Source organism: Actinoplanes sp. NBRC 103695 (assembly GCF_030269485.1).
In the GTDB taxonomy this organism is placed as follows: Bacteria; Actinomycetota; Actinomycetes; order Mycobacteriales; family Micromonosporaceae; genus Actinoplanes.
In genome coordinates this window covers 41,725-66,575 of the sequence record NZ_BSTL01000015.1, presented here as the reverse complement: position 1 = coordinate 66,575, position 24,851 = coordinate 41,725, and the positions used below count along the sequence as shown (strand labels likewise).

Below are 24,851 nucleotides of genomic sequence, written 5' to 3'. Positions count from 1 at the left end.
ACCTGAGCCTAGGCCGACCCGATGGTCAGGTCGAGCCGCTTGGTGCCGGAAGCGGGCACCGGGACCTTCGTCGCCGACGCGAAGTCGGCGGCGCCGTCGTACCAGCCGGTCGACTTGGTCACCGGGTCGGCCAGGTACCACTCGACGACCACCGGGGACCCGCCGATCACGGTGAACGAGTACCGGCCGCCCGGGCCGGGCACCTCACCGACGGCGAGCAGGTCGCCGGTGGCGGCGTTGCGCGCCTTGAGGACCCCGCCGGACGAGGCCGTGCCGCCCGGCGTCACCGTGGCGGTGCCGGTGACCTTGGTGCCGGCCGCCAGCGTCACGTCGTACGTGCTGGTCGCGCCGCTGGTCACGGGCACGGTTTCGGCCTGGTAGCGGTTGCCGGTCGCGCCCGACCACTGCCGCGGCACGTCCCAGTCCGGGGTGAAGAGCAACGGCCACGAGTACGGGCCGAGGCCGTCGACCGTGTAACGCCCCTGGGCGTCGGTGTCGTCCGGCGGGTAGTCCGCGGACCCGGGGATCTCGAACGCCCGGAGTCCGACGTTCACCCCCGCCGCCGGCTGCCCGGCCGGGTCGCGCACGACACCGCTGATCTTGCCCGCCTGGTCCAGCAGCACGGTCCCGGCCTTGGTGGTCTTGCCGGCCTTGACCCGGAACTTGGTGGCCTCGCGCTGGTCACCGGTGCCGCCCTCGGGCGTGAACCACTGCGCGCCGTTCTTGCTGTTCCCGGACTCGGCGAACAGCTGGTAGACGCCGGGCGCCAGCGCCGCGGTGGTGGTCTTGCCCTGGTTGTTGGTGCAGGCTCGAGCCACCTCGTCACCGCCGGTCTCCGGCTCGACCGGGATGATGCACGCGGAGCCGACCGGCGAGCCGGTCGCCCGGTCGACGACCTCCGCGTTGATCCGGCCGCCGAGCGTCAGCGGGACGGTCAGCGTGGCGTGCCCGCCCTCGGGGATGGTCACCGGAACGTCGGGCTTCTCGAGGTAGTCACTGCCGCCCAGCGCCCGCAGGGTGACCAGCGTCGGCCCCGCCTGAAGCCCGGCCACGGCCACCGTGGAGCCCTCGGTGCAGTAGTCGCCGAACTTCGCGATCACCGCCACGCAGAAGCCGGTGACCGGGTCACCCGTGGTGGCATCGACGGCGTTGACGGTGAGGGAGCCGCCCTGCTGCCACGTCGCGTCCAGGGTCGTCGAGCCGCCGGAGGTCACGGTGGCCGACCCGACCTGCTGGGTGAACTCGTCGGACTGGTTGTTGAGCGAGATGTCGTAGGTCGCCGGGAACAGGTTCATGGTCCACTCGCCGTCCGTGCCGGTCTCGGCGGTCCGGGGAAAGGGCTCGCCCTCGACGGCGGCCTGGACCTCGATACCGGGCGCCGGCTCGCCGCTGGGCAGGGTCACCCGCCCGGAGAGGGCACCGTTCTTCGGGTGCGTGATGGTCAGCCGTTTCTCCCGGCCGGCCCGGACCTTGACCGGGGTGGCGTCCTCGATCCGCAGGGTGCCGGGCGCGAAGTAGTTGTCGTAGCTGACCAGGTAGTCGCCGGGCAGCAGGTCGTCGAAGGTGCGGGAGCCGGTGTTGGTGCCGGACAGGGACTCGACCTTCTCGCCGTTGTGCCACAGGCCGAACGACCACTGTGAGACCCCGCCGGAGCTGGTGCGGAGGGACACGCGAAGCGATCCGGTCGGCCGGAGCGACTCGGTCACCTCGGTGGTCTCCCCGGCCGCGACCCGGAAGACCTTGCCGTCGGCCTCGTTGATCTTCGCGGGCAGCCACTGGTGGAAGTCGAGCTGGATGCGCCAGCGTCCCGAGGGGACGTCGAGCGTGAACCGGCCGTCGGCGGTGGTGGTCGTGTGGTGGTAGCCGTCGCCGTCGACCTCGGCGACGGTCACCGAGACCGGCCCGGTGGCGCCGGTGATCTGACCACTGAGCGTGCCGGTCGGCCGCCAGCTCTCGTCGACGGTCAGCGTCTGCCCGCCGCGCACGGTGAAGACCCGGGCCGAGGCCTTGCTGTTCGCGTCGCGGGCCCATTGGTGGCGCTGCCCGGACTGAAACTCCACCTGGACCGGCCCGGACGGCACGCGCGGGATGCTGTAACGGCCGTCGGCGTCGGTCCGCGAGCTTGCCGTGGAGAACAGGTAGTCCACCGGGTCGGCCCGGACGGAGACGTCCGCGGACGGGTTTCCGGCGGCGTCGGTGAGGCGGCCCTCGATCGTCCCGAGCGGCACCTGGCGCTCGTCGACCACCGTGATCAGGCCGGGCACGACGGTGAACACCTGCGCGTCGTCGCGGGAGGGCCGGCCCGGCGCGTACTGCGTCAGGCCGTGATCGGAGAAGGCCATCGTGATGCGGCCGGCCGGGACGTCCTCGAGCAGGTAGCGGCCCTGCGCGTCGGTCGTGCCGTTCTCCGACCAGTGGTTGTAGTCGGGGCTGTCCGAATAGACCGTGGCGCCGGCGATCGGCTCACCCGCCCGGTCGGTGAAGACGCCGCGCACGGTGCCGGTCTGCGGCACGGGCATGATCCAGACGTCGGCCGCCAGGGCCGGTGCGGCCGGGCCGACGACGACCAGCCCGGCGGCGAGCGCGCCGCCGGCCAGGACGGATAAGACTTTTCGGAGCATTCGTAACCCCCGTGAGCGGTCCATTGAGGACCTGACTCTATGCCGACCGGGAGCCGGCGGGGGAGGCCTGTGGATGAACGAAAAACGATTGCGGGCAGTGATCGCTCAGAGGATCGTGGACGGCACGCTACCTGGGAGAATGTCCTTGTCAGTCACCGTTTTCGCGTCCTCGTCGAGCTGGATCGAGTCCGACGCCGTCGGGCAATGTCACCAGGTGGCCGTGCTCGACGGCATGCTGCATGTCGCCGGGATGCCCGACCTGCACCCGGGCAAGGGTGCGCCGATCGGCGCCGCGATGCTCTCCCGCGTGCTCTACCCCTTCCTGGTCGGCTCCGACATCGGCTGCGGCATCGCCGTCTTCCCGGTCCGCCTCAAGCGGGCCGTGCCGGAGAGGCTGGCCGCCCGCTTCCCCGACCTGGATCGGGCCGTCGACCCGGCCGAGGTGGACGAGGAGATTCCGGCCGGACACACCGAGAGCCTGGGCACGGTCGGCCGCGGCAACCACTTCGTCGAGCTGGCCCGGGTCGACGCGGTCCTCGACCACGTCCACGCCGAGCGGGCCGGCCTGACCAAGGGCGACCTGGTGCTGATCGTCCACAGTGGCTCGCGCGGGTTCGGCGAGGGCATCCTGCGGGCGCACACCGCGGAGCACGGCGCCGGCCCGGCCGCGGATCCCGCCGCCTACCTGGCCGCGCACGACGACGCGGTGCGCTGGGGCTCCCTGAACCGCCGGCTGATGGCCGCCCGGGTCGGTGACGCGATCGGCGCCGAGGTCGGCGAGGCGATCGTGGACGAGTGCCACAACCTGGTCGAGGTGCTCGACGACCAGACCTACCTGCACCGTAAGGGCGCCGCCCGGGGCGACGGCCGGGACGTGCTGATCGCCGGCACCCGGGGGACGCACTCCTTCCTGGTCGCGGCGCACGCCGGGGCGGAGGCGAACTGGTCGGTGGCGCACGGCGCGGGCCGCAAGATGTCCCGGGCCGACGCGCTGGCCCGGGGCAAGGCCAAGCACACGGTCGAGGAACTGCGCCGGACCCCGGTCGGCTCGCTGGTGGTGTGCGGCGACCGGCAGCTGCTCTTCGAGGAGGCGCCGACCGCGTACAAGAAGATCGAGCGGGTGATCGACGACCTGGTCGACTTCGGCCTGGCCACGCCGATCGTCAGCACGGTCCCGCTGGTCACCTACAAGACCGCGGACAAAGGTCGCCGGCGATGAGCGTGCACCTGCTGATGTCGGCCGGTCGGGGCCCGCGGGAGTGTGAGTGGGCGCTTGCTCAGCTCGTACCCAGAGTGGAGGCCGACGCCGACGCACACGGCCTGACCACCGCGCGGGTCGAGAACGGGTCGAGATCGGTGATCGTCCGGATCGGCGGAGCCGGCGCGGAGGCGTTCGCGGCGGGCTGGACCGGCACGCTCTGCTGGCACGCGCCGAGCCCCTTCCGCAAGCACGGCCGGAAGAACTGGTACGTCACCGCGCAGCTCTGCGAGGTCGGCGCGCCGGTGACGTCGTTCGCCGAGTCCGATGTGGATGTTGTGGCGGTGCGCACCGGTGGGCCCGGCGGCCAGCACCGCAACAAGGCGAGCACGGCGGTCCGGGCCACCCACCGGCCGACCGGCACCGTGATCGTGGTGGACACCGAGCGGCAGTTCAGCCTCAACCGGGCCCTGGCCATGCGGCAACTGCGCGACCGGCTCGCCCGCGGCGACGAGCGGGTGGCCGCCCTGATGACGACCGAGCGCTGGCGCGTCCACGACTCACTCGTCCGAGGTGACCCGGTCCGCACCGAGCGACCCTAAGATCGCGACCATGGAATTGCGCCGATTGTCCGAGGACGTCGCGATCATCTCCGACCGGTACGCCGAGGTGCACGCGATCGACCGCACCGACGCCTGGTACCTGCTCAAGCTGCAGGAGGAGGTCGGCGAGCTGACCCAGGCGTTCCTGAGGCGCAACGGGCAGGCGCGCACCAAAGGGCTGGACGCCGAGGCGATCGAGGCCGGGTTCCGGGCCGAGCTGGCCGACGTGCTCTGCCAGCTGCTGCTCATGGCCCGGCACCACGGCGTCGACATCGAGGACGAGGTGCGGCGCAAGTGGCTCTACCGGCTGCCCGGGATCACCAGCCCGGACTCGTAGCCGAAGACGACCGCCTGCACCCGGTCGCGCAGGCCGAGCTTCGCCAGGATGCGGCTGACGTGCGTCTTCGTGGTCTGCTCGGCGATGAAGAGCTCGGCGGCGATCTCGGTGTTCGACCGGCCCAGGGCGATCAGCCGGAGCACCTCGCGCTCGCGGTCGGTCAGGCCGTTGAGCTGGGTCGACCCGGTGGTAGCCCGCGGCCGGGCGGCGACGAAGTTCTCGATCAGGCGGCGGGTCACGCTCGGCGAGAGCAGGGCCTCGCCGCCGGCCACCACGCGGACGGCCTGGAGCAGCTCGTCCGGCTCGCTGTCCTTGAGCAGGAAGCCGGACGCACCGACCCGCAACGCCTCGTAGATGTAGTCGTCCAGGTCGAACGTGGTCAGCATCAGCACCCGCGGCAGGTGGCCCTCGACGCGTTCCGGGCCGAGCAGCGCGCTCGTCGCGGCGAGCCCGTCCAGGACCGGCATGCGTACGTCCATCAGCACGACGTCGGGGCGCAGGCCGCGCGTCTTGTCGACGCCGGCCCGCCCGTTCTCCGCCTCGCCGACCACGGTCATGTCGTCCTGCGACTCGAGGATCGCCCGGATGCCGACGCGGATCATCGACTGGTCGTCCACGATCAGGATCCGGATCACGCCTCGCCCCCCACCGGCAGTCTCGCCGCCACTCGGTAACCGCCCTCGGGCAGCGGGCCGGTCTCCAATGATCCACCCAGCATGCGAACCCGCTCCCGCATGCCGTGGATGCCGTGCCCGCCCGGCGAGGGGTCGGCCTTCTTCTCGGTCGCGTCGTTGAGGACCAGGATCGACAGTGCGTCGTCGTCGAAGATCACCGACACGTCGGCCGCCGCGCCGGGCGCATGCCTGATCACGTTGCTCAGCGATTCCTGGACGATCCGGTAGGCGGCAGCGCCCACCGTGTCTGGAATCTCTGGCATATCAGACATCATCAGACCAACGGGTACGCCGGCCTCCCGGGTCGACGCGGCCAGGTCCTCGATCCGGTTCAGGCCGGGCACCGGCGCGAGCGTGGTGTCGCTGCTCTCGTCGCGTAGCACCGACAGCAGCTGGCGCATCTCCCGCATCGCCGACCGCGCCCCGGCGGCGATCTTCGCGAACTCGGCCTTCGACTCCGGGTCGGCGTTCTTCAACCGGTACGACGCCGACGTCGCCTGCATGTGGATCACCGACATGCTGTGCGCGACCACGTCGTGCAGCTCGCGGGCGATCCGGGTGCGTTCCTCGGCCACCGCCCGCTGGCTCTGCTCGACCGCGACGTCCCGGCGTGCCTCGGCCAGCTGCCGGCGGATCCCGGACCAGTGCCTCACCACCATCGCCGCGATCAGGAGCAGCGCCGAGTCGGTGGTGTAGATGATCAGGGTCACGTCGGCGTTCTCCACTCCCGGTCCGCGCGGGTCGAGGATCGCGATCAGGATCAGCAGCAGCGCGCTGGCCCACCACACGATCAGCGCGGCCCGCCAGGTGTGCCGGGCGCCGATCAGGCCGACGAAGATGATCAGCGTGATCATCCCGGGGATGGTCAGCGGCCAGGTGAGCTCCGGGTCGAACGGCATCAGGATCCCGGTGGCGGCCACCCCGGCGAACTGCAGCGCGGTGGCCTCGACCGGCCGGCTCAGGCACAGCGGGATGGCCACGCCCTGCGCGGTGGCCGCCACGAACGTGACGAGCAGCGGCACGTCGTACACCGACGCCTGGATCGGGACCGAGACGACCAGCACCACCACGCCCAGCGATCCGGTGACGAACCACCAGAGCAGGGTGGGCGACGGTCGTCGCATCCGCATGTCAACCACTACCTGACCGTACCTAGGGGTGCGGAGGTCCAACGTCACTCCGCGGTATGGGTGCCGATGTACCGCGGAGTGACGCGACCGGTACGACCTCGTATCCATAGTCACCGCCATGGATGTGGCACAGGTGCTCTGGAACGCGGTGGTCGACCACCCGTACACCCTGCTGGGCCCCCTCGTGCTGGCCGAGGGGCCGGCCGCGACGGTGCTCGCCGGGTCGCTGGTCGGCGCCGGTCTGGCGGCGTTCTGGCCGATCCTGCTGATCGTCGTGGTCGCCGACGTGACCGCGGACAGCGCGCTCTACGTGCTCGGCCGGTTCAGCGACCGGCCGCGGATCGCCCGGCTGCTGCGCCGGCTCGGCCTCACCGAGAAGCGCCGGCTCCGGCTGACCACCGCGGTCGTGGACAACCTGCCCAAGGTCGTCGCCGGCGCCAAGGCGATCGACCTGGCGGCGATACCGGCGTACCTGGCCGCCGGGATCGCCCGGGTGCCGTACCGCAGGTTCGTCGGCTGGGTGAGCCTCGCCAGCGCGATCCGGGCCGGCGTGCTGATCGGCCTCGGCGTGATCTTCGGCCGCCAGGCCGCCGAGCTGCTCAAGTCACCCACCACGGCGATCGCGCTCACGGTCGGGCTGGCCGTCGTCGTGACCTCCATCCATCTGGTCGTCCGGCGCTGGGCCGGACGGCGATTTCGAGTAACACCGGCTCTCTGAGGGGTTTCCGTCATGCGCATTCTCATCGCCGCCGACACGTACGCACCGGACGTCAACGGCGCCTCCTACTTCGCCCAACGCCTCGCCCAGGCGCTCGTCCCGTCCCACGAGGTGCACGTCGTCTGCCCGGCCACCTCGGCGGAGAGCCGCACGGTGTTCAACGACGGCGTCGTCGAGCACCGGGTGCGGTCGCTGCCGGTGATGCGGCGCAAGGGATTCCGGTTCTGCGCGCCGGTCGGGCTGATCGCCGCCGCACGCCGGATCCTGGAGTTCGTCCGGCCCGACGTGGTGCACGTGCAGAGCCACTTCATGCTCAGCCGGGCCGTCATCACGGCGGCCAACCAGCTCGGCATCCCGGTGATCGCCACCAACCACTTCATGCCCGAGAACCTGACGCACTACCTGCCGATCGGCGCCGCGATGCGGGCCAAGGTGCAGAAGTGGGCGTGGGCGGACTGCGCCCGGGTGTTCACCAAGGCCGACGTGGTGACCGCGCCGACGCCGTACGCGGCCGCGCTGGCCGAGAGCAAGGGCGTGCCCGGGCCGGTGCTGCCGATCTCCTGCGGCATGGACCTGTCCCGGTTCCATGCCGGCACCCCGGCGGCCGCGTTCCGGCTCAAGTACCGGGTGCCGCAGCGGCCGACCATCGCGTACGTCGGGCGCCTGGACAAGGAGAAGAACCTGGACGTGCTGGTCCGGGCGCTGCCCGCGGTCCGCCGCCGGGTCGCGGACGCCCAGCTCGTGCTGATCGGCACCGGCGACCAGCAGCACCGTCTCGAGGCGCTGGCGCATCGCCTGGGCGTCGGCGACGCGCTGATCTTCACCGGTTTCGTGGACGACGCCGACCTGGCCGCCGCCTACGCGAGCGCGGACGTCTTCGTCAACGCCGGCACCGCCGAGCTGCAGAGTCTCGTCACGCTCGAGGCGATGGCGTCCGGTCTGCCCGTCCTCGGCGCCGACGCCTCCGCGCTGCCGCACCTCGTGCACCACGGCCACAACGGCTTCCTGTTCCCGCCCGGCGACGCCGACCGGCTCGCCGAGCACCTGGTGACCGTGCTGTCCGACCACCACAAGGCAACAGCGATGGGAGTACGCAGCAGAGCGATCGCCGAGCTCCACGACGTGGCCACCACCGTGAAGGAGTTCGAGCGGCTCTACGCGCTGCGAACCCGCCCGGTGCCCGTGTCGGAGGCAGCATGACCCCGCTGGTAGCCGTCGGGCTGGCCGTGGCGGTGGTGGCCGGGGTGAGCCTGCACCTGGTGGCCGGCATCGACCCGGTGAACCAGATGCTCAGCGACGCGGTCGTGTCGGCGCCCGGGGCGATCCTGCTCGGCACCGCCTGCGCCGGGCTGGTCGCGGTGGCGGCGGCGCTCGCCGTCGCGGCCGCCCGGCACGGTCCCCGGCCGCGGCTCGTGCCGGCGCTGCTCGGCGTGTGGGCGGCGGCGCTGGTGGCGATCGTGGTGTTCCCGACCAACCCGCCCGGGATGCCGCCGACCACGGCCGCCGTGATCCACCGGTACGGGGCGGCGATGCTCGCGGTCGTACCCCCGATCGTGGGTCTGCTCGTGGCACAGACCCGGCGGCTGCGGGTCGCGGCCTGGACCACCGCCGGCGCCGCCGCGCTCTTCGGCCTGCTGCACGGACCGGCGGTGCTGCTCGGCTCGGACGTCGTGCCCTACGCCGGCCTCACCGAACGCATCCTGTTCGCGCTGATCCTGGTGCTGCTCGCGCTGACCGCCCGCGAACTTCGACCGTTGCCGGCCGCCTCCGCTTCGTCTCGCGGCGATCGGCCGGTAACCGTCCTGTCGACGGCCACGACCACGATGGTGCCGAACGCACCCCCGACGATCGCCGAGGTGGCGTGATGGTGGATCTGCTCGCGATGATCGAGCCGTGGATGACGTCGCCGCTGATCTACCCGATCACGGCGGGCATGGCGGCCGGCGACGTGCTCTTCCCGGCCATCCCGGCGGAGGGCGCGGTGATCGCGGCGGGCGTCTTCGCCGCCACCGCCGGCACACCCAACCAGCTGCTGGTGGTCGTCGCGGCCGCGATCGGGGCCATCGTCGGCGACCACCTGTCGTACGCGATCGGCCGCAGTGTCCTCGGACCGCGCCTGATCCGCCGGTCCCGCCGCCTCCGCGCCGCGGTGGCGGCCGTCTCCCGCCAGCTCGACCGGCGCGGTGGCACCATGATCGTGTCGTCGCGGTTCATCCCCGGCGGGCGCACCGCGGTCACCCTGGCCTGCGGCATCGCCGGCTATCCGCTGCGCCGCTTCTCCCGTGCCACCATGCTCGGCGGGTCGCTGTGGGCGATCTACAGCGGCGCGATCGGCTTCCTGGGCGGCGCGGCGTTCGCCCATCAGCCGCTGATCGGCATCCTGGCCGGCATCGGACTGTCCCTGGCCATCACCGCCACGGTCGAAATCGTCCGGCACGTGGCCCGTCGTCACACCCGCCCCGCCGACCTCATTGATCCCAAGCCCTCAGCGGATTTCGACGACGTGCCGAACAGTCCTGCGGTAGGAGCCGGATCCGGGGGGTAGGCACCGTGGCAGTTGTACTGGTCACCGACGACGACGCGGACCACCGCGAGCTGATGTCCCTCTCCCTGCGCCGCATCGGCCACGAGGTGGTCGCGGCCGCCGACACGCGTACGGCCTGCGACCTGCTCGCGGCCGGTGGCATCGACGCGCTGCTGCTGGACGTCCGGATGCCCGGCGAGTCCGGCATCGACCTCTGCGCCCGCCTCCGGTCGGCGCCGGAGACCGCGTCCCTGCCGATCATGTTCGTCACGGCCGACGTCAACGACCACCGCATCCGGGCCGCCGTGGAGGCCGGCGCCGACGACTACCTGACCAAGCCGTTCCACCGCTCCGAGTTGGCCACCCGCCTGGAGAACCTGCTGCTGCGTCGCTCGGGTCGCTCGTCGGCGCCCGCCACGGCGGCGATGCTGGCGGCGCGCCACGCCGTCCACCGGCCCGCGCCGGCAGCCCGTTCCGACCTCCGGATCGCCTGATGGGCAGCCCTCGATAATCTTTGTCGATGGCGTCTTCGCTCGTCGACCTGCCGGACCCTGACCAGGCATCCGACCTCGACGGTTCGGCCGAGCGGTTACGCCTGCTGAAGGCATGGGCGGGCGGTCCGTCGTACGAGATCATCAAGGACCGGGTGAACGCGGCCTGGACCGCGGCCGGGCGACCCGCCGCCGAACTGGCCCGCCGATCCACCGTCGCGGACTGCTTCCGGCTCGGCCGTCGCCGCGTGAACGCCGACCTGATCGTCGAGATCGTCCGGGCGCTGCACCCCGACGACGGGTACGCCGAACGCTGGCGGCAGGCACTGCGCGCGATCGGCGGCGAGCTCGAGGCGGTGTCCCAGGTACGCGTGCAGGACACGCTTCCGCCCCTCTCGCCCCAGGAGACCTTCGTCGGCCGCGTCGCCGAGTTGGACGCTGCCCGCGGCGGCGCCACGATCCGCGGGATGGCCGGCGTGGGCAAGACCCAGCTCGCCATCCAGGTGGCGCAGCTGCTCGAGGGTCACCGCGTGCTCTTCGTCGACCTGCGCGGATTCCATCCCGATCCGGCGCAGCCACCGGCCGACCCCGCCGCGGTCCTGGACGGCTTCCTGCGCCTGCTCGGGGTGCCCGGTCAGGCGGTACCGCACGGCCTCGACGCCCGCGCCGCCCTCTACCAGGAACGCCTGGCCGGGCAGCGGGCCGTGGTCCTGCTGGACAACGCCGCCGGCGCCGCTCAGGTGCGCCCCCTGCTGCCCGCGGCACCCGGGTGCGTCGCGCTGGTCACCAGCCGGCGCAGCCTCACCGAGCTCCCGTTGCCCGCGCACATCGACCTCGGCGCGCTCACCCCCGACGAGTCGGTGTCCTATCTGGACCGGAAGCTGACCGACGCCGCGTCGGCGGCCCGGATCGCGGCTCGCTGCGGTCACCTGCCGCTGGCCCTGGGCCTGATCGCCGCGCACATCCGGAACACGCCCGGCTGGACCCTCGCCGACCACGCCGACCGGCTCGACGAACGTCACCGGGAGCGCCGGCTCGACTCGGGTGTCGAGCTGGCGTTCGACCTGTCCTACCAACGCCTGCCGGCCACGCAACGCCGGTTGCTGCGACTCGCCGCTCTGCACCCCGGCCACGACATCGACGGTTCCGGCGCGGCGGCGCTCCTCGAGGTTCCCGCGACGGACGCTCACGACCTGCTGGCCACGCTGCGGGACGAGCACCTCCTCGGGGAAGCTGCTCCCGGCCGCTACGTCTTTCACGACCTGGTCCGGGCGTACGCGATCAGCAAGGCTCACGACGAGGACCGGCCCGCCGACCGCCGCGCCGCGCTCACCCGGCTCTTCGACCACTACGTCGCGACCAGCGCCGCGGCCATGGACGCGCTCGTCCCCGCCGAGAAACACCAGCGGCCCCGGGTTCCCTCCGGCCGCACCTTCGACATCACGGAGGCCCAGCACTGGCTGGACACCGAGCTGCCCTCCTTGATGTCGGTGGCCCTGCACGGATCGCCGCAGCACGCCGTGCTGCTGTCCGCCACGCTCTTCCGCCACCTCAACCGCGGGCACCTCACCGAGGCGGTGATCCTGCACGACCGGGCCCAGCAGGCCGCCGCCGAGCTCGGCGACCTGACCGGCAGGGGACACGCCCTGACCGCCCTCGGCGTCTCCCGCATGCTGCAGGGCCGCGCTGACGAGGCCACCGTCCTGTGCAAGCAGGCCTTGGCGCTGTTCCGCGAGTCCGGTGACGCCTCCGGCCAGGGCCGGGTGCTGGTCAATCTGGGTTCGCTCGCCGACTGGGCCGGCGACTACGACCGGGGCGCGGCCTGCTTCGGGGAGGCGCTGGGCATCTACCGGGAACTGGACGACCTCAGCGGGATGGGCCGAGCGCTGAACGCGCTCGGCGACAACCACGGCAGGCAAGGCGACTTCGCCCCGGCCATCGAGTACTACATCGAGGCCCTGTCGGTCTGCCGCCGCAACAACGACCCGATCACTGAGGGCGCGGTGCTGGGCAGCTACGCCCACGTCCAAATCCTGGCCGGTGACTACGAACCGGCGGCTGTGCACTACGCGCAGGCGCTGGAGATCTACCGCCGGACCGGCGACCGGACCAACGAGGCCCGCGCCATGAACGGGCTCGGCCAGCTCGACCTGCGTCTGGAACGGTACGACTCGGCGGCCGCGCACTTCGAGGAGCTGCTGAGCATCGTGGCGGAGATCGGGCTGGGAGTCGGGCGGTTATGGGCGCACAACGGGCTCGGCGAGGTGGCCGAGGCGGCCGGCCGGTTCGACCGGGCGGCCGAGCACTTCGAGACGGCGCACGCGATGGCGGTCGCGGCCGGCGACAGCATCGAGCAGGCGCGGGCGGGCGCCGGGCTGGAGCGTGCCCACTCGGCTCTCGGCTCCAGCTGACCGGCGTCCGGGATCGTCCGGGATTCCACCGCCACCCGTACACCGACGACACAGTGAACCCCGTCAATTTCGACCACGGGGGAAGCAATGTCGAGAAGAAGACACGGGCGTTCGCGTCTGTGGGTGCTGATGGCCGCCTGTTCACTGGCGACAGTCCTGAGTGGAGCCGTTGCTCCGACCGGCGCCTCGGCGAATCCATCGGTGCTCGCGCAAGCGCCTGACACCACGATCGACGAGAAGTACGCGGCTTCCGCCGTTCTGGGCTGGGTGCCCCGCGAAGAGGTCACGCTGGCCGACCGCGACTTCGTCACGGTCCTCTGGGAGAAGGCCTCGGAGAAGCACAACGTCGAGGTGAAGGCCGCCGCGCTGGCCGCCTTCAACGATCCGTCCGACGCCGCGGCCGCCTCGGCCGCGTTCATCCGGACCGGCATCTTCGCCGCGAACGACCGGGACGCGACCCGGAAGGCCCGCAAGGCCGAGCTCGACACGATCCGGATGCGGGCAGGCCAGGAGATCAACTGGGTGCCGGCCAACAACACCGAGCGCACCACCATGCTGGATCAGACGCTCCAGAACTACCTGCTGGCGCTCTGGCGCAAGGCCGCGACCTGGCCGGAGGTCAAGGCTGCGGCCGAGCCGCTGACCGTGGCCGCCGCCACCGACGCCCAGCGCCTCGACTTCCTCCAGAACGGCCTGTTCGAGAAGGCCGAGACCGACCGGCAGAACGAGATCGCCGCAGGCAACGCCGAGGAGGTGGCCGCCAGGGAGGCCGCGGCGCTGCGCTCGGCGAAGGAGAAGGCGATCGCCACCGCGCTCAAGCGGTCGGCCACCGGGTACGAGCTCGACGACCTCGAGCTGCGCGAACTCATCTACCTGCTCGCGTCGGAGAGCACCGGCCGCAAGGTCAAGGCGGAGGCGACCGTCGCCTACGCCAACCCCGACGAGACGGTGTGGCGCGCGTACGTCTTCGCGGGCGTCCACCTCGCCAACAAGGTCGACCTCGACGAGCGTGACCTGGCCGACGCACGGGCCAACGAGGTCAAGGTGCGCGACATCATGTACGCCGCCGAGGCCGACGGATACAAGCCGGTGGTGCAGACGGCGGCCAAGAAGGCGCTCGAGGGCCCGGCCCTGGATCGCAGCCTGTTCCTGCTCAGCGGCCACGAGACCGCGCGCCAGGCCGACTTCGTCCGGCCGTCGGCCAACCGCGTCGTGATGATCCAGGCCAACGGCTACAACGGCTGTCTCGCCGAACCAATCCCGTGGGTCAACGACTACGGGGACGGCGAGGTCAACGCCCGCGTGGAGCCGTGCAACGAGAACAGCGTGGCGCAGCGGTGGACGTTGACCCCGGACGCCAGCACCGGGCGGTACACGCTCGTCGCCGAGGACGAGGGGGTGTGCCTCTTCCCGAAGCCGTCGCAGATCTCGCAGGACGGCGCACCGATCTCCGCCCGCCCGTGCTTTCAGGCGACCGGTGCCGCCATGGTCTGGGAGCTGCTCGACAACGGCCAGGGCCAGGTGGAGATCCGCAACGTCACCAACAACAAGGTGATCACCGCGGTCGCGGGCAGCTCGGCCGGTTCGCTGGCCGTCGTGCAGAACCCCAATGGGCACCTCGCCGCGCAGCAGTGGCGGCTGATCGATGCCACGCACCAGGGTGCGGTCAGCAAGCCGCCGACCGGATCCTTCCGGATCAAGGGCGTGCAGTCCGGTCGCTGCATCGGGTATGGATATGTGCCCGCGCATGGGGATGACATGGAACTGCGTGACTGCGGCAGTGGCACCGAACAGATCTGGGACCTGACGACGCTGTCCGACAACAGGTTCGAGCTGCGTAACCGGGCGGCCCAGTACTGCCTCTACACCAGCATGCGGTGGGTTGGCGTGGCCAACGGGGCGCCCGCCGAGTTCTCCCAGTGCGGCACCCGGCACAGCACCGCCTATTCCGTCATGTTCACCAAGGCCGGCGGGGGATGGATCCGGCATGCCTCCAGTGGCGCGTATCTGACCGCGATGAACGGCGGCACGGCCAACGGCACCATGGTGACCTCGGAGGACTATGTGGCCACCACCGACCAGCAGTGGCTCTTCGAGCCGGTGTCCGAGGGGGCGACCCAGCCGGTTCAGGTCTGGACGACGTCCGGCAGGCCGCTCACCAGCTTCTCCGGTACGCCGGTCGGCTACCAGCCGGACTGCACCCCCACCAACTGGGGGCTGTACTTCTCCGCCTACTCACCGTCTCCCTTCTGGCGGGCCGACGCGGCGAACGCCAAGAGGGGTCTGGTCCGTGCGGATCGAGACCACTCGACCTCCACCACCGATGCGCACTTCCAGTACTGCGTCGTCGGGGCGCCCACGAGCACCAAGATGGAAGTGACGCTGAGAAACACCGCGTTGAACGCGTACGTCCGGGAGGCCACCAATGTCAGCCCCTCCGGCCTGCTGATCGCCGATCAGACGTCGGCGGCGAACGCGCAACGATTGATCCTGCAACAGCGCAAGGCGCAGGTGTCCGGCAGCACCAGGATCCAGGTGCTTCAGTCCCAGGCGACAAGGAAGTACGCGGTGATCGACACGACCGCGACGGGCACGAACGCCAAGGCGGTCCGGTTCATGGCCGACACCCCCACGGGTGCCGCCGAGCTGAGCAGCCAAAACTTCTGACCGCACCGGTGGCGGGCGGCCCGGACAGCGCCGCCCGCCACCGCGCGCCTCGATCACATCTCCTACCCGCGACCCGGCCGCGCCGGGCCGCCATCCTGCGTGCCGTCAGGAGGCACCCCTTGCTGAAGGTCAGACATCGAGGACGGGTGGTCGCAGCACTGCTGGCGTCCGTCCTCACCATCGGAGCAACGCAATTCGCGGCGGTCACGCCGGCGGTGGCCGCGGCCACCCAGGCCGACCGGGAACGGGTTCAGTGGCGAGCCATGTCGGACGGGCGCTGGGAGGTGCGGACGGCGGCGGCCGTGGCCCTGAACAGCACCGAGGACGACGCGATCTCCAGGTTCCTCCAGACCGGACTCGCGGCCGTCATCAACCGGGCCGCGGCCTTCGAACGGGCCAACATCGCCGAGATCAACTACTGGCTGCGGATCTCGCCCGCCGACTCGGCCGTACGCCTCGGCAGTGCCCGCGCCCTGCGGGCGACCCACGACGAGAAGGACGAGTTCGTCCGGACCGGGCTGGCCATCGCGCAGGAACTGGACGCGTCCGGCCAGCACGAGCACGACGAGGAGGTCGCGGAACAGGCACAGGAGGACCGCGACTTCGTGGCCTCGATCGCCGGTACCGACCCGGGACCACAGGTACGGGCGGCGGCGGCCGCGGCGATCGCCGCCGGTGAGGACGCCGACATCGCCGACTTCTTCCGGTACTACTGGGCCGCCGGTGCGCGGCTCGACGACGAGGCGTACCGGCTCGCCATCAGCGACCTGGACCTCAGGGGCACCGCGGCGCTGACGCGGCTGCGGAACGCGGCCCTCGCCGCCGAGGCAGCCGAGGCCGAGGCCAGCGGCGAGGCGGCCGAGAAGCTGCACGCGGAGACCGTCGCCGCCTGGCACGCCGTGTCCGTGGCGGCCACCGGCACCAGTGTGGACTGGGCGGCCGAACGTGACCGGGCCGCCGCACAGGCGGCGAAGTGGGCGTCGGTGGCCGCGTACGCGGAGGGCGCGACCACCGAGCAGGACTGGGCCGGCGTGCTGGACCGCGCCGGGAACAACGCCGCGGCCTGGCAGGACGCGGTCCGCTGGGCCGAGGAACAGGCCGCCATGTGGGCACGTCTGGCCGAGGAGGCGGGCGGCCGATGAAACAGTTGATTCTCCGGTTCTTCCTGACCGCCCTGCTCGGTGTCTCTCTCGCCGGGGCCGTGGTGACCTCGCCGGCTCACGCCGAGCCGAAACCCGCTGCCGCGAGCACCGTTGAGTGGACCGACGACGAGGCCGACTGGTACCGCGACAGCGTCGTCGACATCGCCGCGTACGCGGCCGAGCCCGAGGTCCGGGACGCGGCCACCGCGGCGCTGGCGGCCGGAACCACGCAGGCCGTCGCGGACTTCGTAAACGCCGGCTGGGCGCGCGCCCGGCTCTCGGCGGCACAGCGCAAGACCCGGGAGAAGAACCAGGTCAAGGCGTGGGCCGCCAGCGGCGGGACGAACGTGAAGAGGGCCGCCAACCTGGCCCTGACAGGCGGCGACTACGCGGTCAGCGAGTTCGTGGCCTGGGGCTACGAGATCGCCGACCGGCTCGACCACCCGGTCGAGGACACCACTGCCGAACGCGACCGGATCTACGCCCGCGTCGAGCAGATGATCGCGCTCGGCGGACCGACCGTGGTCGCCGAGGGAAGCCAGGCCCTCGCGTCCGCGGACCCGGCGGTCATCGCCGACTTCTACCGGACCGGGTACGCCACGGCCAACCGGACCGACTGGGACAACCGGGAGCGGATCCGGCAGGCCATCGAACAGCGCAACCAGAACCTGGAGGCGCTCACCGCCAACGCCACCGCCGCGGAGGCCGGCGCCCGGGCACGAGCGGAGATCCTCGCCGCCAACATCACCGCCCTCCGCCATCTCGAGACCGCCCTGCTCGCCATGCGGCAGGCGGCCGCCGCGGCCAACGCCGCGGACCAGGTCTTCGAACAGGACCGCGTGCGCCGGCCCGGGCAGAAGGGCCGGACCGCGCTGCTGGAGACGCACAAGGCCGACGCCGCCACCCAGGCGGCCCGGGCCCAGCAGACGGCGCTGCAGATGAACGCCGTCATCGCCCAGGTGCAGGTGGCCGTCCAGGATCTGAACGACTCGGGTCAGGCCCACGGGCACGACTGGGCGCAGGTCACCATGTCGGTCGCCTTCTCCGCGCAGGCGGCCGCCCACGGCGCGGCGACGGCGAGCGCGGCGGCCACCGCGACGCTCGCCGACAGCCTGGCGCTCGACGCCGACCAGAACGCCACCCTGCACGCCGACAACGCGGCCAGGTGGCTGGCCGAGACCAAGTACCAGGAGAAGGTGGCCGCGGACCGGGCGGTCGTGGCCAAGGCGCAACAGAAGATCGCCGAGGACGCGGCCAAGCGGGCCAAGGACCAGCGAGGTGTCGCTGAGCGGGCCGCCACCTCCGCCAAACAACACGCGGGCACGGCGAAGGCGTTGCGGGCCGACGCCGAACGGGCGTCCGCCAACGCGGTCGCCCAGGCCCAGGTCGCGGGCACGGCCCAGCTGGCGGCCAACGACGCCGTCCAGCGGGAGTCGGCGGCGATCAACAAGGTCAACCGGGCCGGCGAGGAGCTCAAGTCGGCGACCTCCCGCTGCTTCGCGGCCGAGCAGGAGTACAACGCGATCGCCGCGGCCCTGCAGAAGGCCCGGGACGAGGCGACCGAGGCCGGGCAGGACGCCGACGAGGCGACTCGTGACCTGCAGATCCAGGCCAACCGGGCCCGCGATGCGTTTCAGGCCGCACAGGCCTGGGCGAACCGGGCGACGGCTGCCGCCGCGGCGGCCCGCGGCGAGGCCGAGAGGGCCAGTGCCGCCGCCCGGCAGGCGCGGACCGCGGCCAAGGTGGCGCAGCAGAACGCGCTGACCGCCCGGCGGGCGTCCGACCTGGCCGGACAGGCGGCCGTGGACAGCGTGCAGGCGGCGGAGAACGCCCGGGTCGACGCGGAACACACCCAGGCCGAGGCGGAGGCGGCGGTCCGGGAGGCCGGGCAGGCGGTCGTCCAGGCGGACATCGCCGGGAACGCGGCCGGTAGCGCCGCCGCCCTTGCGACGCTGACCGTGGACCGGGCCGGGACCGCGAGCTACATCGCGTCGCGGTTCGCCGCGATCAACGCCGACGCGCGGGACGCGTTGTCGGTCGCCACCGAAGCGATCGTGGTCGCGCAGGAGCAGGCCGCGGCGGCTGCGAGACGGGCCGACGAGGCCGAGGCGGCGGCCGATCACGCCACCGCCCAGGCCGAGGACGCGGTCGGGGACATCAAACCGGCGTACGAGGCGGCGGCCCGGGCGGTCGGCTCGGCGAACGTCGCGATCGGTGCGGCCGGTGCGGCGTACCAGGCGGCGGTCGCGGCCACCAACGACGCGAACGGGGCGACCGCGGCCGCCGGTGTCGCGACCCAGTGGGAGTCGGCGGCGTGGCGGGAGGCCGCGATCGCCGACTACGCGGCGCAGAACGCGAACCTGGCGGCGGCCAGCGCGGGCCGGGCCTCGGCGAGCATCGACAAGGCGTACGCGTGGGCCAAGTCGGCCACCGCCAACATCCACGCCCAGGCCAAGCAGCTCTCCGATGTCCTCAAGGGACTCCAGGACGAGCAGGCGCGGCAGCAGGCGATCGCCCGGGAGCAGCAGGCCTTCGAGGACAAGGTCGAGGACGGCATCCTCTCCTACCTCAAATGCAGCACGTACATGGCGGACGCCTGCCGGCACCTCTGGGAACTGGTGCGACCCAGCCTCCAGACGGCCCTGGACGCGAGCAAGGGCCACATCGCCCTGCTGGCCAGGTGCTACACCGGCAACGACGCCGCCTGCGACGAGGCGCAGCGCAACGGCGACCGGGCGGAGGACTGGTTCGTCCAGGTCGGCGCCGGGCTCCTGGCGGGCGCCAAGGGGTTCATCCAGGGTCTGAAGGCGCTCGCCGACTGCGGCAGCTGGGTCGTGGTCGGCCTTGACGGTGACTACTTCCGGAACAACTGCGGCAAGACCGTCGAGGGGTTCCGGCAGATGCCGGCGATGCTCCGCGACCACCCGCTCGAGCTGATCCACATCACCGAGTGGCAGGAGAACCCGGGCAAAGCGTTCGGGCTGACCCTGTTCGACGTCGCCTCATTCGCCATCCCCGGGGTCGGCGAGATCGGTGGCGCGCTCAACAAGACGCTGGGGGAGATCAGCAACCTGCTGCGCCTGGGGCTCTCCAGGATGTCCGGTGGCCTCGGGCGGATCGAACGGTTCGCCGTCCGCGTCGCCGACGTGCCGGGCGAGCCGGGGAAGATCGCCCAGGTCACCGGCGCCGGGCTGCGCTTGGAGAACGGGGTCGCGAAGTTCGACGACGCGGTCGCCCTGATCGACGGCAAGCTCTACCGGGTCGAGGCCACCACGGCCCGGCTGGACGGGGCGATCGGTGATCTCGAGAAGGCCGTCGTCCACCTCGACGGCGGCGTGGTCACCATCGAGAACGGGATCGTCAAGATCCGGGATCTCGTGCTCAAGGCCGGGCACGACGTCGACTTCCCGGAGACGCCACCGGCTTGCCGGTTCCTCGCGGCGGCGAAGAAGGCGGCGGCGACCAAGGCCGCGGCGGTGCCCTGCAACGGCACGCAGCCCGACGGCAGCTGGCGGTACAAAGAGAACGGCGTCGAGCTCGACCTCAGCCAGGTGGACAACGCGGCGGCGGATGCAGCGATCGAGGCGGCCCGGGTTGCCGAGGCGAGCCTGTCCCCGCGGATGCAGGACCTGATCAGGTCGGTCCCGGGAGCGACCCGGGAAGGCTGGGCGTACCGGCTGAAGACCGCGGACTCGCTGAAGCGGAAACTCGCGTCCAACCAGGACGCGGAGGGGGGACCCCCGGCGGCCGAGCTGCTTGCCGGCATCGGCGACAACATCAGGTACACCGCGCTGTTCGAGGTGGATCGGTACGTCGGCGGCGTCAAGGAGACGGTCAATGCGCTCAAGAGCCAGGGGTACGAGCTGACCTCGGTGAGTAATGGGTGGATTCGCGGGTCGATGGGCTACTACAAGGGCATCAACACGACGTGGCGGGACCCGTCGACCGGTCACCTGTTCGAGGTCCAGTTCCACACCCCGGACAGCTTCTGGGTCAACAAGGCCGAGCACCCGTTCTACGAGATCAGGCGGCTTCCGCCGGCGAAGAACGGTGAACCGGAGGCCTGGGGCCTGACCAAGTCGCAGGCGAAGGAGATCTCGGCCGCGTTGTGGTCGGATGCGAACGTGCCGGTGCCGTTCGAGGCCGGGGAGATCAAGTTCACGATGGGAGGGTGACAAAAATGAGTCACGACTACCGCTACTCGATCGTGGTGCGGCGCAACGATCCGTCCGATCGGGCGGTTGGCGTCCTGCGCGAGTGGGACGCGCCCGACGGCAGCGGGACGTACGGCGAGACCTACACCCGGGGCGGCGAGTGGAAGCACAGCAACATACGCGAGGACATCGAACGGGCGAGCAACATCCGCAACCGGCTCGTGGCCAGCGACGCGGTCACCGTGGGGCAGTTCATCGCCTCGCTGCACCCGTGACCTCTCATTTCGAGGACCAATCATTTCGAGGACCAGCCGCCGTCCGAGGCGATCGTCTGGCCGGTGACCCAGGCGGCCTCGTCGCTGAGCAGCCACGAGGCCAGCCTGGCGGTGTCCTGCGGGGTGCTCCAGCGGCCGCCCGGACTCATGCGCAGGACCGCGGCATGAGTTTCCGGGTCGGCCCAGCCGGTCTCGTTGGGGCCCGGGTTGACGCAGTTCACCGTGATGCCCCGGGGGATCAAATGCACCGAGAGGCTGCGGGTCAGCTCGTGCAGGGCCGCCTTCGACGCGATGTAGGGCAGCTCGGCCGGCTGGGCGCCGTGGTACTGGCCCGAGGTGAACACGAGGATGCGGCCGCCCGGGCGGGTGTCGTCGTGCTGGGCGGCGAACTCCTTCGCCAGCAGCAGGGTGGCCCGGGTGTTGACCGCGTAGGTCAGGTCCAGCTCGGCGGCGGTCAGCGTCTCCAGCGACTGGTTCACGCCGCGGGCATGGTTGGCGACCAGGGCGTCCAGGTGACCGAAGTGGTCCCGCGCCGCCGCGATCAGCGCCGCCGGGGCGTCCGGGTCGGACAGGTCCGCCGAGACGTGCTCGACGTGGCCGCCCGCCGCGCGGAGCTCGTCTCGCAGAGCCTCCGGCGAATCGGCGCCCCAGGTCTGCTCGGCGTCGTAGGGGGACCAGGAGTGCAGCAGCACCGAGGCGCCGTCGGCCACCGCGCGGCGGGCGATGGCGGCCCCGATCGCGATGCGCCGGCTGGCGCCGGTGACAAGAACGGTCCGGCCGGTGATCGAAGGCATCCGCCGATGGTCGCCGACTCGGGCCGTGAGGCGCAGCCCCATTCCCGGCAGCGGTTGTCCACAGCCTGTGGATAACCGCTCCTGTCGGGTTCGGCGGGCGAGGCTTGACCTCGAGTCGCCTTCAGGTGTGAGGGTCGGGCCATGATTTTGGTTACGGGAGCTACCGGGAACGTCGGGCGGCACGTGGCGGTGGGTCTGGCCGAGGCGGGAGCCGCGGTGCGTACGTCGAGCAGGCGGGGTGGGGATGTGCCCGCCGACCTCACGGACCCGGGCAGCCTGGGCCCGGCGCTCGACGGTGTGGACACGGTCTTCCTGGTGTGGCCGGGACCGGCCGTGCCGGGTATCGAGGATGCCGTCGGGGCGATCACGGAACGGGTGCGCAAGGTCGTGTATCTGTCGGCGGCCTCCGCTGAGCACGGGTTCTGGGGGACGGTCGAGAAGGCGGTCGAGCACTCCGGGGTCGACCGGGTCTTCCTGCGGCCGGGCGGGTTCGCCACGAACACGCTGGGCTGGGCGGGGATGGTCCGGGACGAAGGGGTGGTGCGGTGGCCGTACGGGGAGGCGGCCCGGTCGCTGATCCACGAGCGGGACATCGCCGACGTGGCCGTCCGGGCACTGCTCGGCGACGAGCTGGACGGGACGCGGCCGCATCTGACCGGGCCGGCCAACCTCACCCAGGCCGAGCAGGTGCGACTCATCGGGGAGGCGATCGGGCGGGACGTGCGGTGGGTCGAGCTGTCGCCGGAGGAAGCCCGGGAGCAGTTGCTGGCCGAGTGGGGCGACGAGACGTTCGTGGACGCCGCCCTGTCGCACTGGGCATCCCTGGTCGGAATGGGCGAACCGGTCACCGATGACGTAACTCGCATTATCGGACGGCCGGCCCGGCCTTTCCGCGACTGGTGCCGCGACCACGCTGCGGATTTCCTGTAACAAGGACGCATGGATCAAGGTCTCGTCCGATACGGCAGCACGTCCGGCCGATGGGTGTTGCTGGCGACCGTCCTCGGGTCGAGCCTCGCCTTCATCGACGCGACGGTGGTCAACATCGCCCTTCCGGCGATCGGGCGAGACCTGGGTGCGGACGCCGCGGCTCTCCAATGGACGATCAACGGGTACGCCCTCAGTCTGGCGTCCCTCATCCTGCTCGGCGGTTCGCTCGGTGACCGGTACGGGCGCAAGCGCGTGTTCCTCGTCGGTGTCGGCTGGTTCGCCGCCGCCTCGCTGCTGTGCGGCCTGGCGCCCACCGACGAGCTGCTGATCGCCGCGCGGGTGTTGCAGGGCATCGGGGGAGCCCTGCTCACCCCGGGGGCGCTGGCGATCCTGGAGGCGTCCTTCGAGCCGGGTGACCGGTCCCGGGCGATCGGCGCGTGGTCGGGACTCGGCGGCGTCGGCGGGGCACTGGGACCGTTCCTCGGCGGCTGGCTGGTCGAGGTGGCCGACTGGCGGCTGATCTTCCTGATCAACGTACCCATCGCCGCTTTTGTCATGGTTGTCGCGGCCCGCCACGTGCCCGAATCGCGCAACTCGGCGGCCGCCCGCCAACTGGACGTGGCAGGCGTGCTGACCGGGGCGGCCGGGCTGGGCGGCCTGACCTACGGCTTCACGGCGTGGCCGGAGCAGGGCCCGGGCAGCGCGGCGGTGCTCGGGGCGCTGGCGGTCGGCGTGGCCGGGATGGTCGCGTTCGTGCTCGTGGAGAGGCGGTCCGAGCATCCGATGCTGCCGCTGGAGGTGTTCCGCGCGAAGGCGTTCAGCGGCGCCAACCTGGTCACCTTCCTGGTGTACGCGGCGAACGGCGGCGTCTTCTTCCTGGTCGTGCTGAATCTCCAGGTAGTGGCCGGGTTCAGCCCGCTCACCGGCGGGATCGCGCTGCTCCCGGTGACCGTGCTGATGCTCGCCCTCTCGGCCCGGGCGGGCGCGCTCGGGCAGCGGATCGGCCCGCGCATCCCGATGACGGTGGGTCCGCTGATCTGCGCGACGGGCCTGGTGCTGCTGTCGATGGTCGGCGAGGGCGCCTCGTACTGGTGGAATGTCCTGCCCGCGGTGATCGTCTTCGGCCTGGGCCTGTCGCTGCTGGTCGCCCCGCTCACGGCGACCGCCCTGGGAGCCCTGGAGGACCGCTTCGCGGGTATCGCCTCCGGCGTGAACAACGCGGTGGCCCGGGCGGCCGGCTTGCTCTCGGTGGCGGTGCTGCCGCTGGCTGCGGGCCTGGGCGGCGGCAGCCTGACCGAGTCGTCGACGCTGCACCCGGTCTACCGCACATCGATGCTGATCTGCGCGGGTCTGATGGTCGCCGGGGGTGTGCTCGCCTTCCTGCTGATGCCGAGGCGGCTGCCGGCGCACCACCCGACGCGCTCGTTCTGCGACCCGGCGGGTCCACCCACCCACTCCCGTGAGCACGTACGTGCACAACAGAAGTGATGTGCACGTACGTTCACGCCGGGAGGGTCGTCATGCGCATCAACAACGCGGTCGATCTGGGCAAGTACGTGCGCGAGCGGCGTCATGCCGAGGGCATGACCCGGCAGCAACTGGCCGAGCACGCCGGCGTCAGCCGCCGCTGGTTGTCGGGCCTGGAGGCGGGCAAGCCGAGCGCCGAGGTCGGCCTGGTGCTCCGCGTGGTGGCGGCCCTCGGCCTCTTCGCCGACATCCGCCCCGCCCCGAAGCCGGAGATCGACCTGGACGAGTACGTGAAGACCTTCGAAGGCCCACGATGACCATCGACCTGACCGTCCTGCTCGGCGGGCGTCGCCAGCAGCCTGCCGTACGACGACATGTTCCTTCCGCGGCTCCGGCTGGCGATGCGGATCGGCTCGGAGTACCGGGTCGCCGCGATCGCCGGGCGGCACTGGGACGCGTTCGCGGAGCGGAACGGGCTGGACCCGGGCCTCGTCAAGGAACGGATCGACGAGCTGTCGCGGCGGTTGCCGGAGGCGTTCCGCGAGGCGGCGGCCGAACCCGCCGTCGTGGCGCTGCGCTCGGATCTGGCCAGGCGACTGGCGAGTCTCGTCAGGGAGCAGGCTGAACGATGCCGCGCGACGCCGGCCTGAGAAGAGTGCGGGGCGGGCTCAGGTGGGGGTGAGCCGTAGCTCGCTTCGGATTCGAAGCAATAGAAT

At 71.7% G+C, this 24,851-nt stretch carries 21 protein-coding genes; 17 read left to right on the top strand and 4 right to left on the bottom strand.

The genetic code is table 11. The features are described 5' to 3' along the window. Window positions 1–8: 8 nt before the first annotated feature. The gene (locus tag QSK31_RS26630; RefSeq protein WP_285687079.1) at window positions 9–2,621 is read right to left on the bottom strand and encodes a carboxypeptidase regulatory-like domain-containing protein; all 2,613 of its coding nucleotides are present in this window, start codon (window positions 2,619–2,621) and stop codon (window positions 9–11) included. A gap of 139 nt (window positions 2,622–2,760) precedes the next feature. On the opposite strand from QSK31_RS26630, the gene QSK31_RS26625 reads away from it, so the two are divergent. Genes QSK31_RS26625 through QSK31_RS26615 form a run of 3 tightly spaced genes read left to right on the top strand, consistent with a single transcriptional unit; the run spans window position 2,761 to window position 4,758 of the window. Then, on the top strand, window positions 2,761–3,840 hold the full coding sequence (locus QSK31_RS26625; RefSeq protein ID WP_285687078.1) for an RNA ligase RtcB family protein: 1,080 nt from the start codon (window positions 2,761–2,763) through the stop codon (window positions 3,838–3,840). Continuing rightward, window positions 3,837–4,421, top strand: coding sequence for a peptide chain release factor-like protein (locus QSK31_RS26620; protein ID WP_285687077.1), 585 nt, complete (start codon window positions 3,837–3,839; stop codon window positions 4,419–4,421). Before QSK31_RS26625 ends, QSK31_RS26620 begins: the two co-directional genes overlap by 4 nt. Window positions 4,422–4,431: 10 nt before the next feature. Beyond that, window positions 4,432–4,758 carry a MazG nucleotide pyrophosphohydrolase domain-containing protein gene (locus QSK31_RS26615; protein ID WP_285687076.1) on the top strand — a complete coding sequence of 109 codons (327 nt, stop codon included), beginning with the start codon at window positions 4,432–4,434 and terminating at the stop codon, window positions 4,756–4,758. Here QSK31_RS26615 and QSK31_RS26610 read toward each other — a convergent pair. Both QSK31_RS26610 and QSK31_RS26605 read right to left on the bottom strand, forming a co-directional pair. Beyond that, window positions 4,722–5,393, bottom strand: coding sequence for a response regulator (locus QSK31_RS26610; protein ID WP_285687075.1), 672 nt, complete (start codon window positions 5,391–5,393; stop codon window positions 4,722–4,724). The genes QSK31_RS26615 and QSK31_RS26610 overlap by 37 nt on opposite strands. Further along, window positions 5,390–6,562: a sensor histidine kinase gene (locus QSK31_RS26605; RefSeq protein ID WP_285687074.1), complete on the bottom strand. Its 1,173-nt coding sequence runs from the start codon at window positions 6,560–6,562 to the stop codon at window positions 5,390–5,392. The genes QSK31_RS26610 and QSK31_RS26605 overlap by 4 nt, the downstream gene beginning before the upstream one ends. Window positions 6,563–6,680: 118 nt before the next feature. On the opposite strand from QSK31_RS26605, the gene QSK31_RS26600 reads away from it, so the two are divergent. From QSK31_RS26600 to QSK31_RS26555, 10 genes are all read left to right on the top strand, one after another. Beyond that, window positions 6,681–7,280 (top strand): DedA family protein, encoded by a 600-nt coding sequence (locus QSK31_RS26600; RefSeq protein ID WP_285687072.1) that lies wholly within the window; start codon window positions 6,681–6,683, stop codon window positions 7,278–7,280. A gap of 12 nt (window positions 7,281–7,292) precedes the next feature. Further along, window positions 7,293–8,480 carry a glycosyltransferase gene (locus QSK31_RS26595; protein WP_285687071.1) on the top strand — a complete coding sequence of 396 codons (1,188 nt, stop codon included), beginning with the start codon at window positions 7,293–7,295 and terminating at the stop codon, window positions 8,478–8,480. Next, window positions 8,477–9,145 carry a DUF998 domain-containing protein gene (locus tag QSK31_RS26590; RefSeq protein WP_285687070.1) on the top strand — a complete coding sequence of 223 codons (669 nt, stop codon included), beginning with the start codon at window positions 8,477–8,479 and terminating at the stop codon, window positions 9,143–9,145. Before QSK31_RS26595 ends, QSK31_RS26590 begins: the two co-directional genes overlap by 4 nt. Continuing rightward, window positions 9,145–9,825 carry a DedA family protein gene (locus tag QSK31_RS26585; RefSeq protein ID WP_285687069.1) on the top strand — a complete coding sequence of 227 codons (681 nt, stop codon included), beginning with the start codon at window positions 9,145–9,147 and terminating at the stop codon, window positions 9,823–9,825. Before QSK31_RS26590 ends, QSK31_RS26585 begins: the two co-directional genes overlap by 1 nt. Before the next feature lie 5 nt (window positions 9,826–9,830). Next, entirely contained in the window at window positions 9,831–10,298 is a 468-nt protein-coding gene (locus tag QSK31_RS26580) for a response regulator transcription factor (protein ID WP_285687068.1), read from the top strand. Between the two features lie 26 nt (window positions 10,299–10,324). Beyond that, entirely contained in the window at window positions 10,325–12,706 is a 2,382-nt protein-coding gene (locus QSK31_RS26575) for a tetratricopeptide repeat protein (protein ID WP_285687067.1), read from the top strand. Between the two features lie 201 nt (window positions 12,707–12,907). Next, window positions 12,908–15,373, top strand: a complete 2,466-nt coding sequence (locus QSK31_RS26570) for an RICIN domain-containing protein (RefSeq protein ID WP_285687066.1) — start codon at window positions 12,908–12,910, stop codon at window positions 15,371–15,373. 146 nt (window positions 15,374–15,519) lie between these two features. Next, entirely contained in the window at window positions 15,520–16,515 is a 996-nt protein-coding gene (locus QSK31_RS26565; protein ID WP_285687065.1) for a hypothetical protein, read from the top strand. Then, complete coding sequence (locus QSK31_RS26560) at window positions 16,512–20,690, top strand: hypothetical protein (protein WP_285687064.1); 4,179 nt, start codon at window positions 16,512–16,514, stop codon at window positions 20,688–20,690. Before QSK31_RS26565 ends, QSK31_RS26560 begins: the two co-directional genes overlap by 4 nt. A gap of 5 nt (window positions 20,691–20,695) precedes the next feature. Beyond that, window positions 20,696–20,944, top strand: coding sequence for a hypothetical protein (locus QSK31_RS26555; RefSeq protein WP_285687063.1), 249 nt, complete (start codon window positions 20,696–20,698; stop codon window positions 20,942–20,944). A 20-nt stretch (window positions 20,945–20,964) separates the two neighbouring features. Here QSK31_RS26555 and QSK31_RS26550 read toward each other — a convergent pair whose 3' ends face one another. Then, window positions 20,965–21,738: an SDR family oxidoreductase gene (locus QSK31_RS26550; protein WP_285687062.1), complete on the bottom strand. Its 774-nt coding sequence runs from the start codon at window positions 21,736–21,738 to the stop codon at window positions 20,965–20,967. A gap of 141 nt (window positions 21,739–21,879) precedes the next feature. Between QSK31_RS26550 and QSK31_RS26545 the strand changes: the two genes are divergently transcribed. From QSK31_RS26545 to QSK31_RS26530, 4 genes are read left to right on the top strand one after another with little or no spacing between them, the layout of a single operon-like run. After that, the gene (locus QSK31_RS26545; protein ID WP_285687061.1) at window positions 21,880–22,668 is read left to right on the top strand and encodes an NAD(P)H-binding protein; all 789 of its coding nucleotides are present in this window, start codon (window positions 21,880–21,882) and stop codon (window positions 22,666–22,668) included. 9 nt (window positions 22,669–22,677) lie between these two features. Beyond that, entirely contained in the window at window positions 22,678–24,156 is a 1,479-nt protein-coding gene (locus tag QSK31_RS26540; protein ID WP_285687060.1) for a DHA2 family efflux MFS transporter permease subunit, read from the top strand. A 32-nt stretch (window positions 24,157–24,188) separates the two neighbouring features. Then, complete coding sequence (locus QSK31_RS26535; RefSeq protein ID WP_285687059.1) at window positions 24,189–24,452, top strand: helix-turn-helix domain-containing protein; 264 nt, start codon at window positions 24,189–24,191, stop codon at window positions 24,450–24,452. A 57-nt stretch (window positions 24,453–24,509) separates the two neighbouring features. Beyond that, window positions 24,510–24,785, top strand: coding sequence for a HipA domain-containing protein (locus QSK31_RS26530; RefSeq protein ID WP_285687058.1), 276 nt, complete (start codon window positions 24,510–24,512; stop codon window positions 24,783–24,785). Window positions 24,786–24,851 lie beyond the last annotated feature (66 nt).

Bases quoted from the DNA above. Each gene is read 5' to 3' on its own strand.
- QSK31_RS26590 (WP_285687070.1), top strand. From the start codon at position 8,477: ATGACCCCGCTGGTAGCCGTCGGGCTGGCCGTGGCGGTGGTGGCCGGG.
- QSK31_RS26535 (WP_285687059.1), top strand. From the start codon at position 24,189: ATGCGCATCAACAACGCGGTCGATCTGGGCAAGTACGTGCGCGAGCGG.
- QSK31_RS26560 (WP_285687064.1), top strand. From the start codon at position 16,512: ATGAAACAGTTGATTCTCCGGTTCTTCCTGACCGCCCTGCTCGGTGTC.
- QSK31_RS26595 (WP_285687071.1), top strand. From the start codon at position 7,293: ATGCGCATTCTCATCGCCGCCGACACGTACGCACCGGACGTCAACGGC.
- QSK31_RS26545 (WP_285687061.1), top strand. From the start codon at position 21,880: ATGATTTTGGTTACGGGAGCTACCGGGAACGTCGGGCGGCACGTGGCG.
- QSK31_RS26630 (WP_285687079.1), bottom strand. From the start codon at position 2,621: ATGCTCCGAAAAGTCTTATCCGTCCTGGCCGGCGGCGCGCTCGCCGCC.
- QSK31_RS26620 (WP_285687077.1), top strand. From the start codon at position 3,837: ATGAGCGTGCACCTGCTGATGTCGGCCGGTCGGGGCCCGCGGGAGTGT.
- QSK31_RS26605 (WP_285687074.1), bottom strand. From the start codon at position 6,562: ATGCGGATGCGACGACCGTCGCCCACCCTGCTCTGGTGGTTCGTCACC.
- QSK31_RS26585 (WP_285687069.1), top strand. From the start codon at position 9,145: ATGGTGGATCTGCTCGCGATGATCGAGCCGTGGATGACGTCGCCGCTG.
- QSK31_RS26550 (WP_285687062.1), bottom strand. From the start codon at position 21,738: ATGCCTTCGATCACCGGCCGGACCGTTCTTGTCACCGGCGCCAGCCGG.
- QSK31_RS26530 (WP_285687058.1), top strand. From the start codon at position 24,510: ATGTTCCTTCCGCGGCTCCGGCTGGCGATGCGGATCGGCTCGGAGTAC.
- QSK31_RS26615 (WP_285687076.1), top strand. From the start codon at position 4,432: ATGGAATTGCGCCGATTGTCCGAGGACGTCGCGATCATCTCCGACCGG.
- QSK31_RS26575 (WP_285687067.1), top strand. From the start codon at position 10,325: ATGGCGTCTTCGCTCGTCGACCTGCCGGACCCTGACCAGGCATCCGAC.
- QSK31_RS26625 (WP_285687078.1), top strand. From the start codon at position 2,761: ATGTCCTTGTCAGTCACCGTTTTCGCGTCCTCGTCGAGCTGGATCGAG.
- QSK31_RS26600 (WP_285687072.1), top strand. From the start codon at position 6,681: ATGGATGTGGCACAGGTGCTCTGGAACGCGGTGGTCGACCACCCGTAC.
- QSK31_RS26555 (WP_285687063.1), top strand. From the start codon at position 20,696: ATGAGTCACGACTACCGCTACTCGATCGTGGTGCGGCGCAACGATCCG.
- QSK31_RS26540 (WP_285687060.1), top strand. From the start codon at position 22,678: ATGGATCAAGGTCTCGTCCGATACGGCAGCACGTCCGGCCGATGGGTG.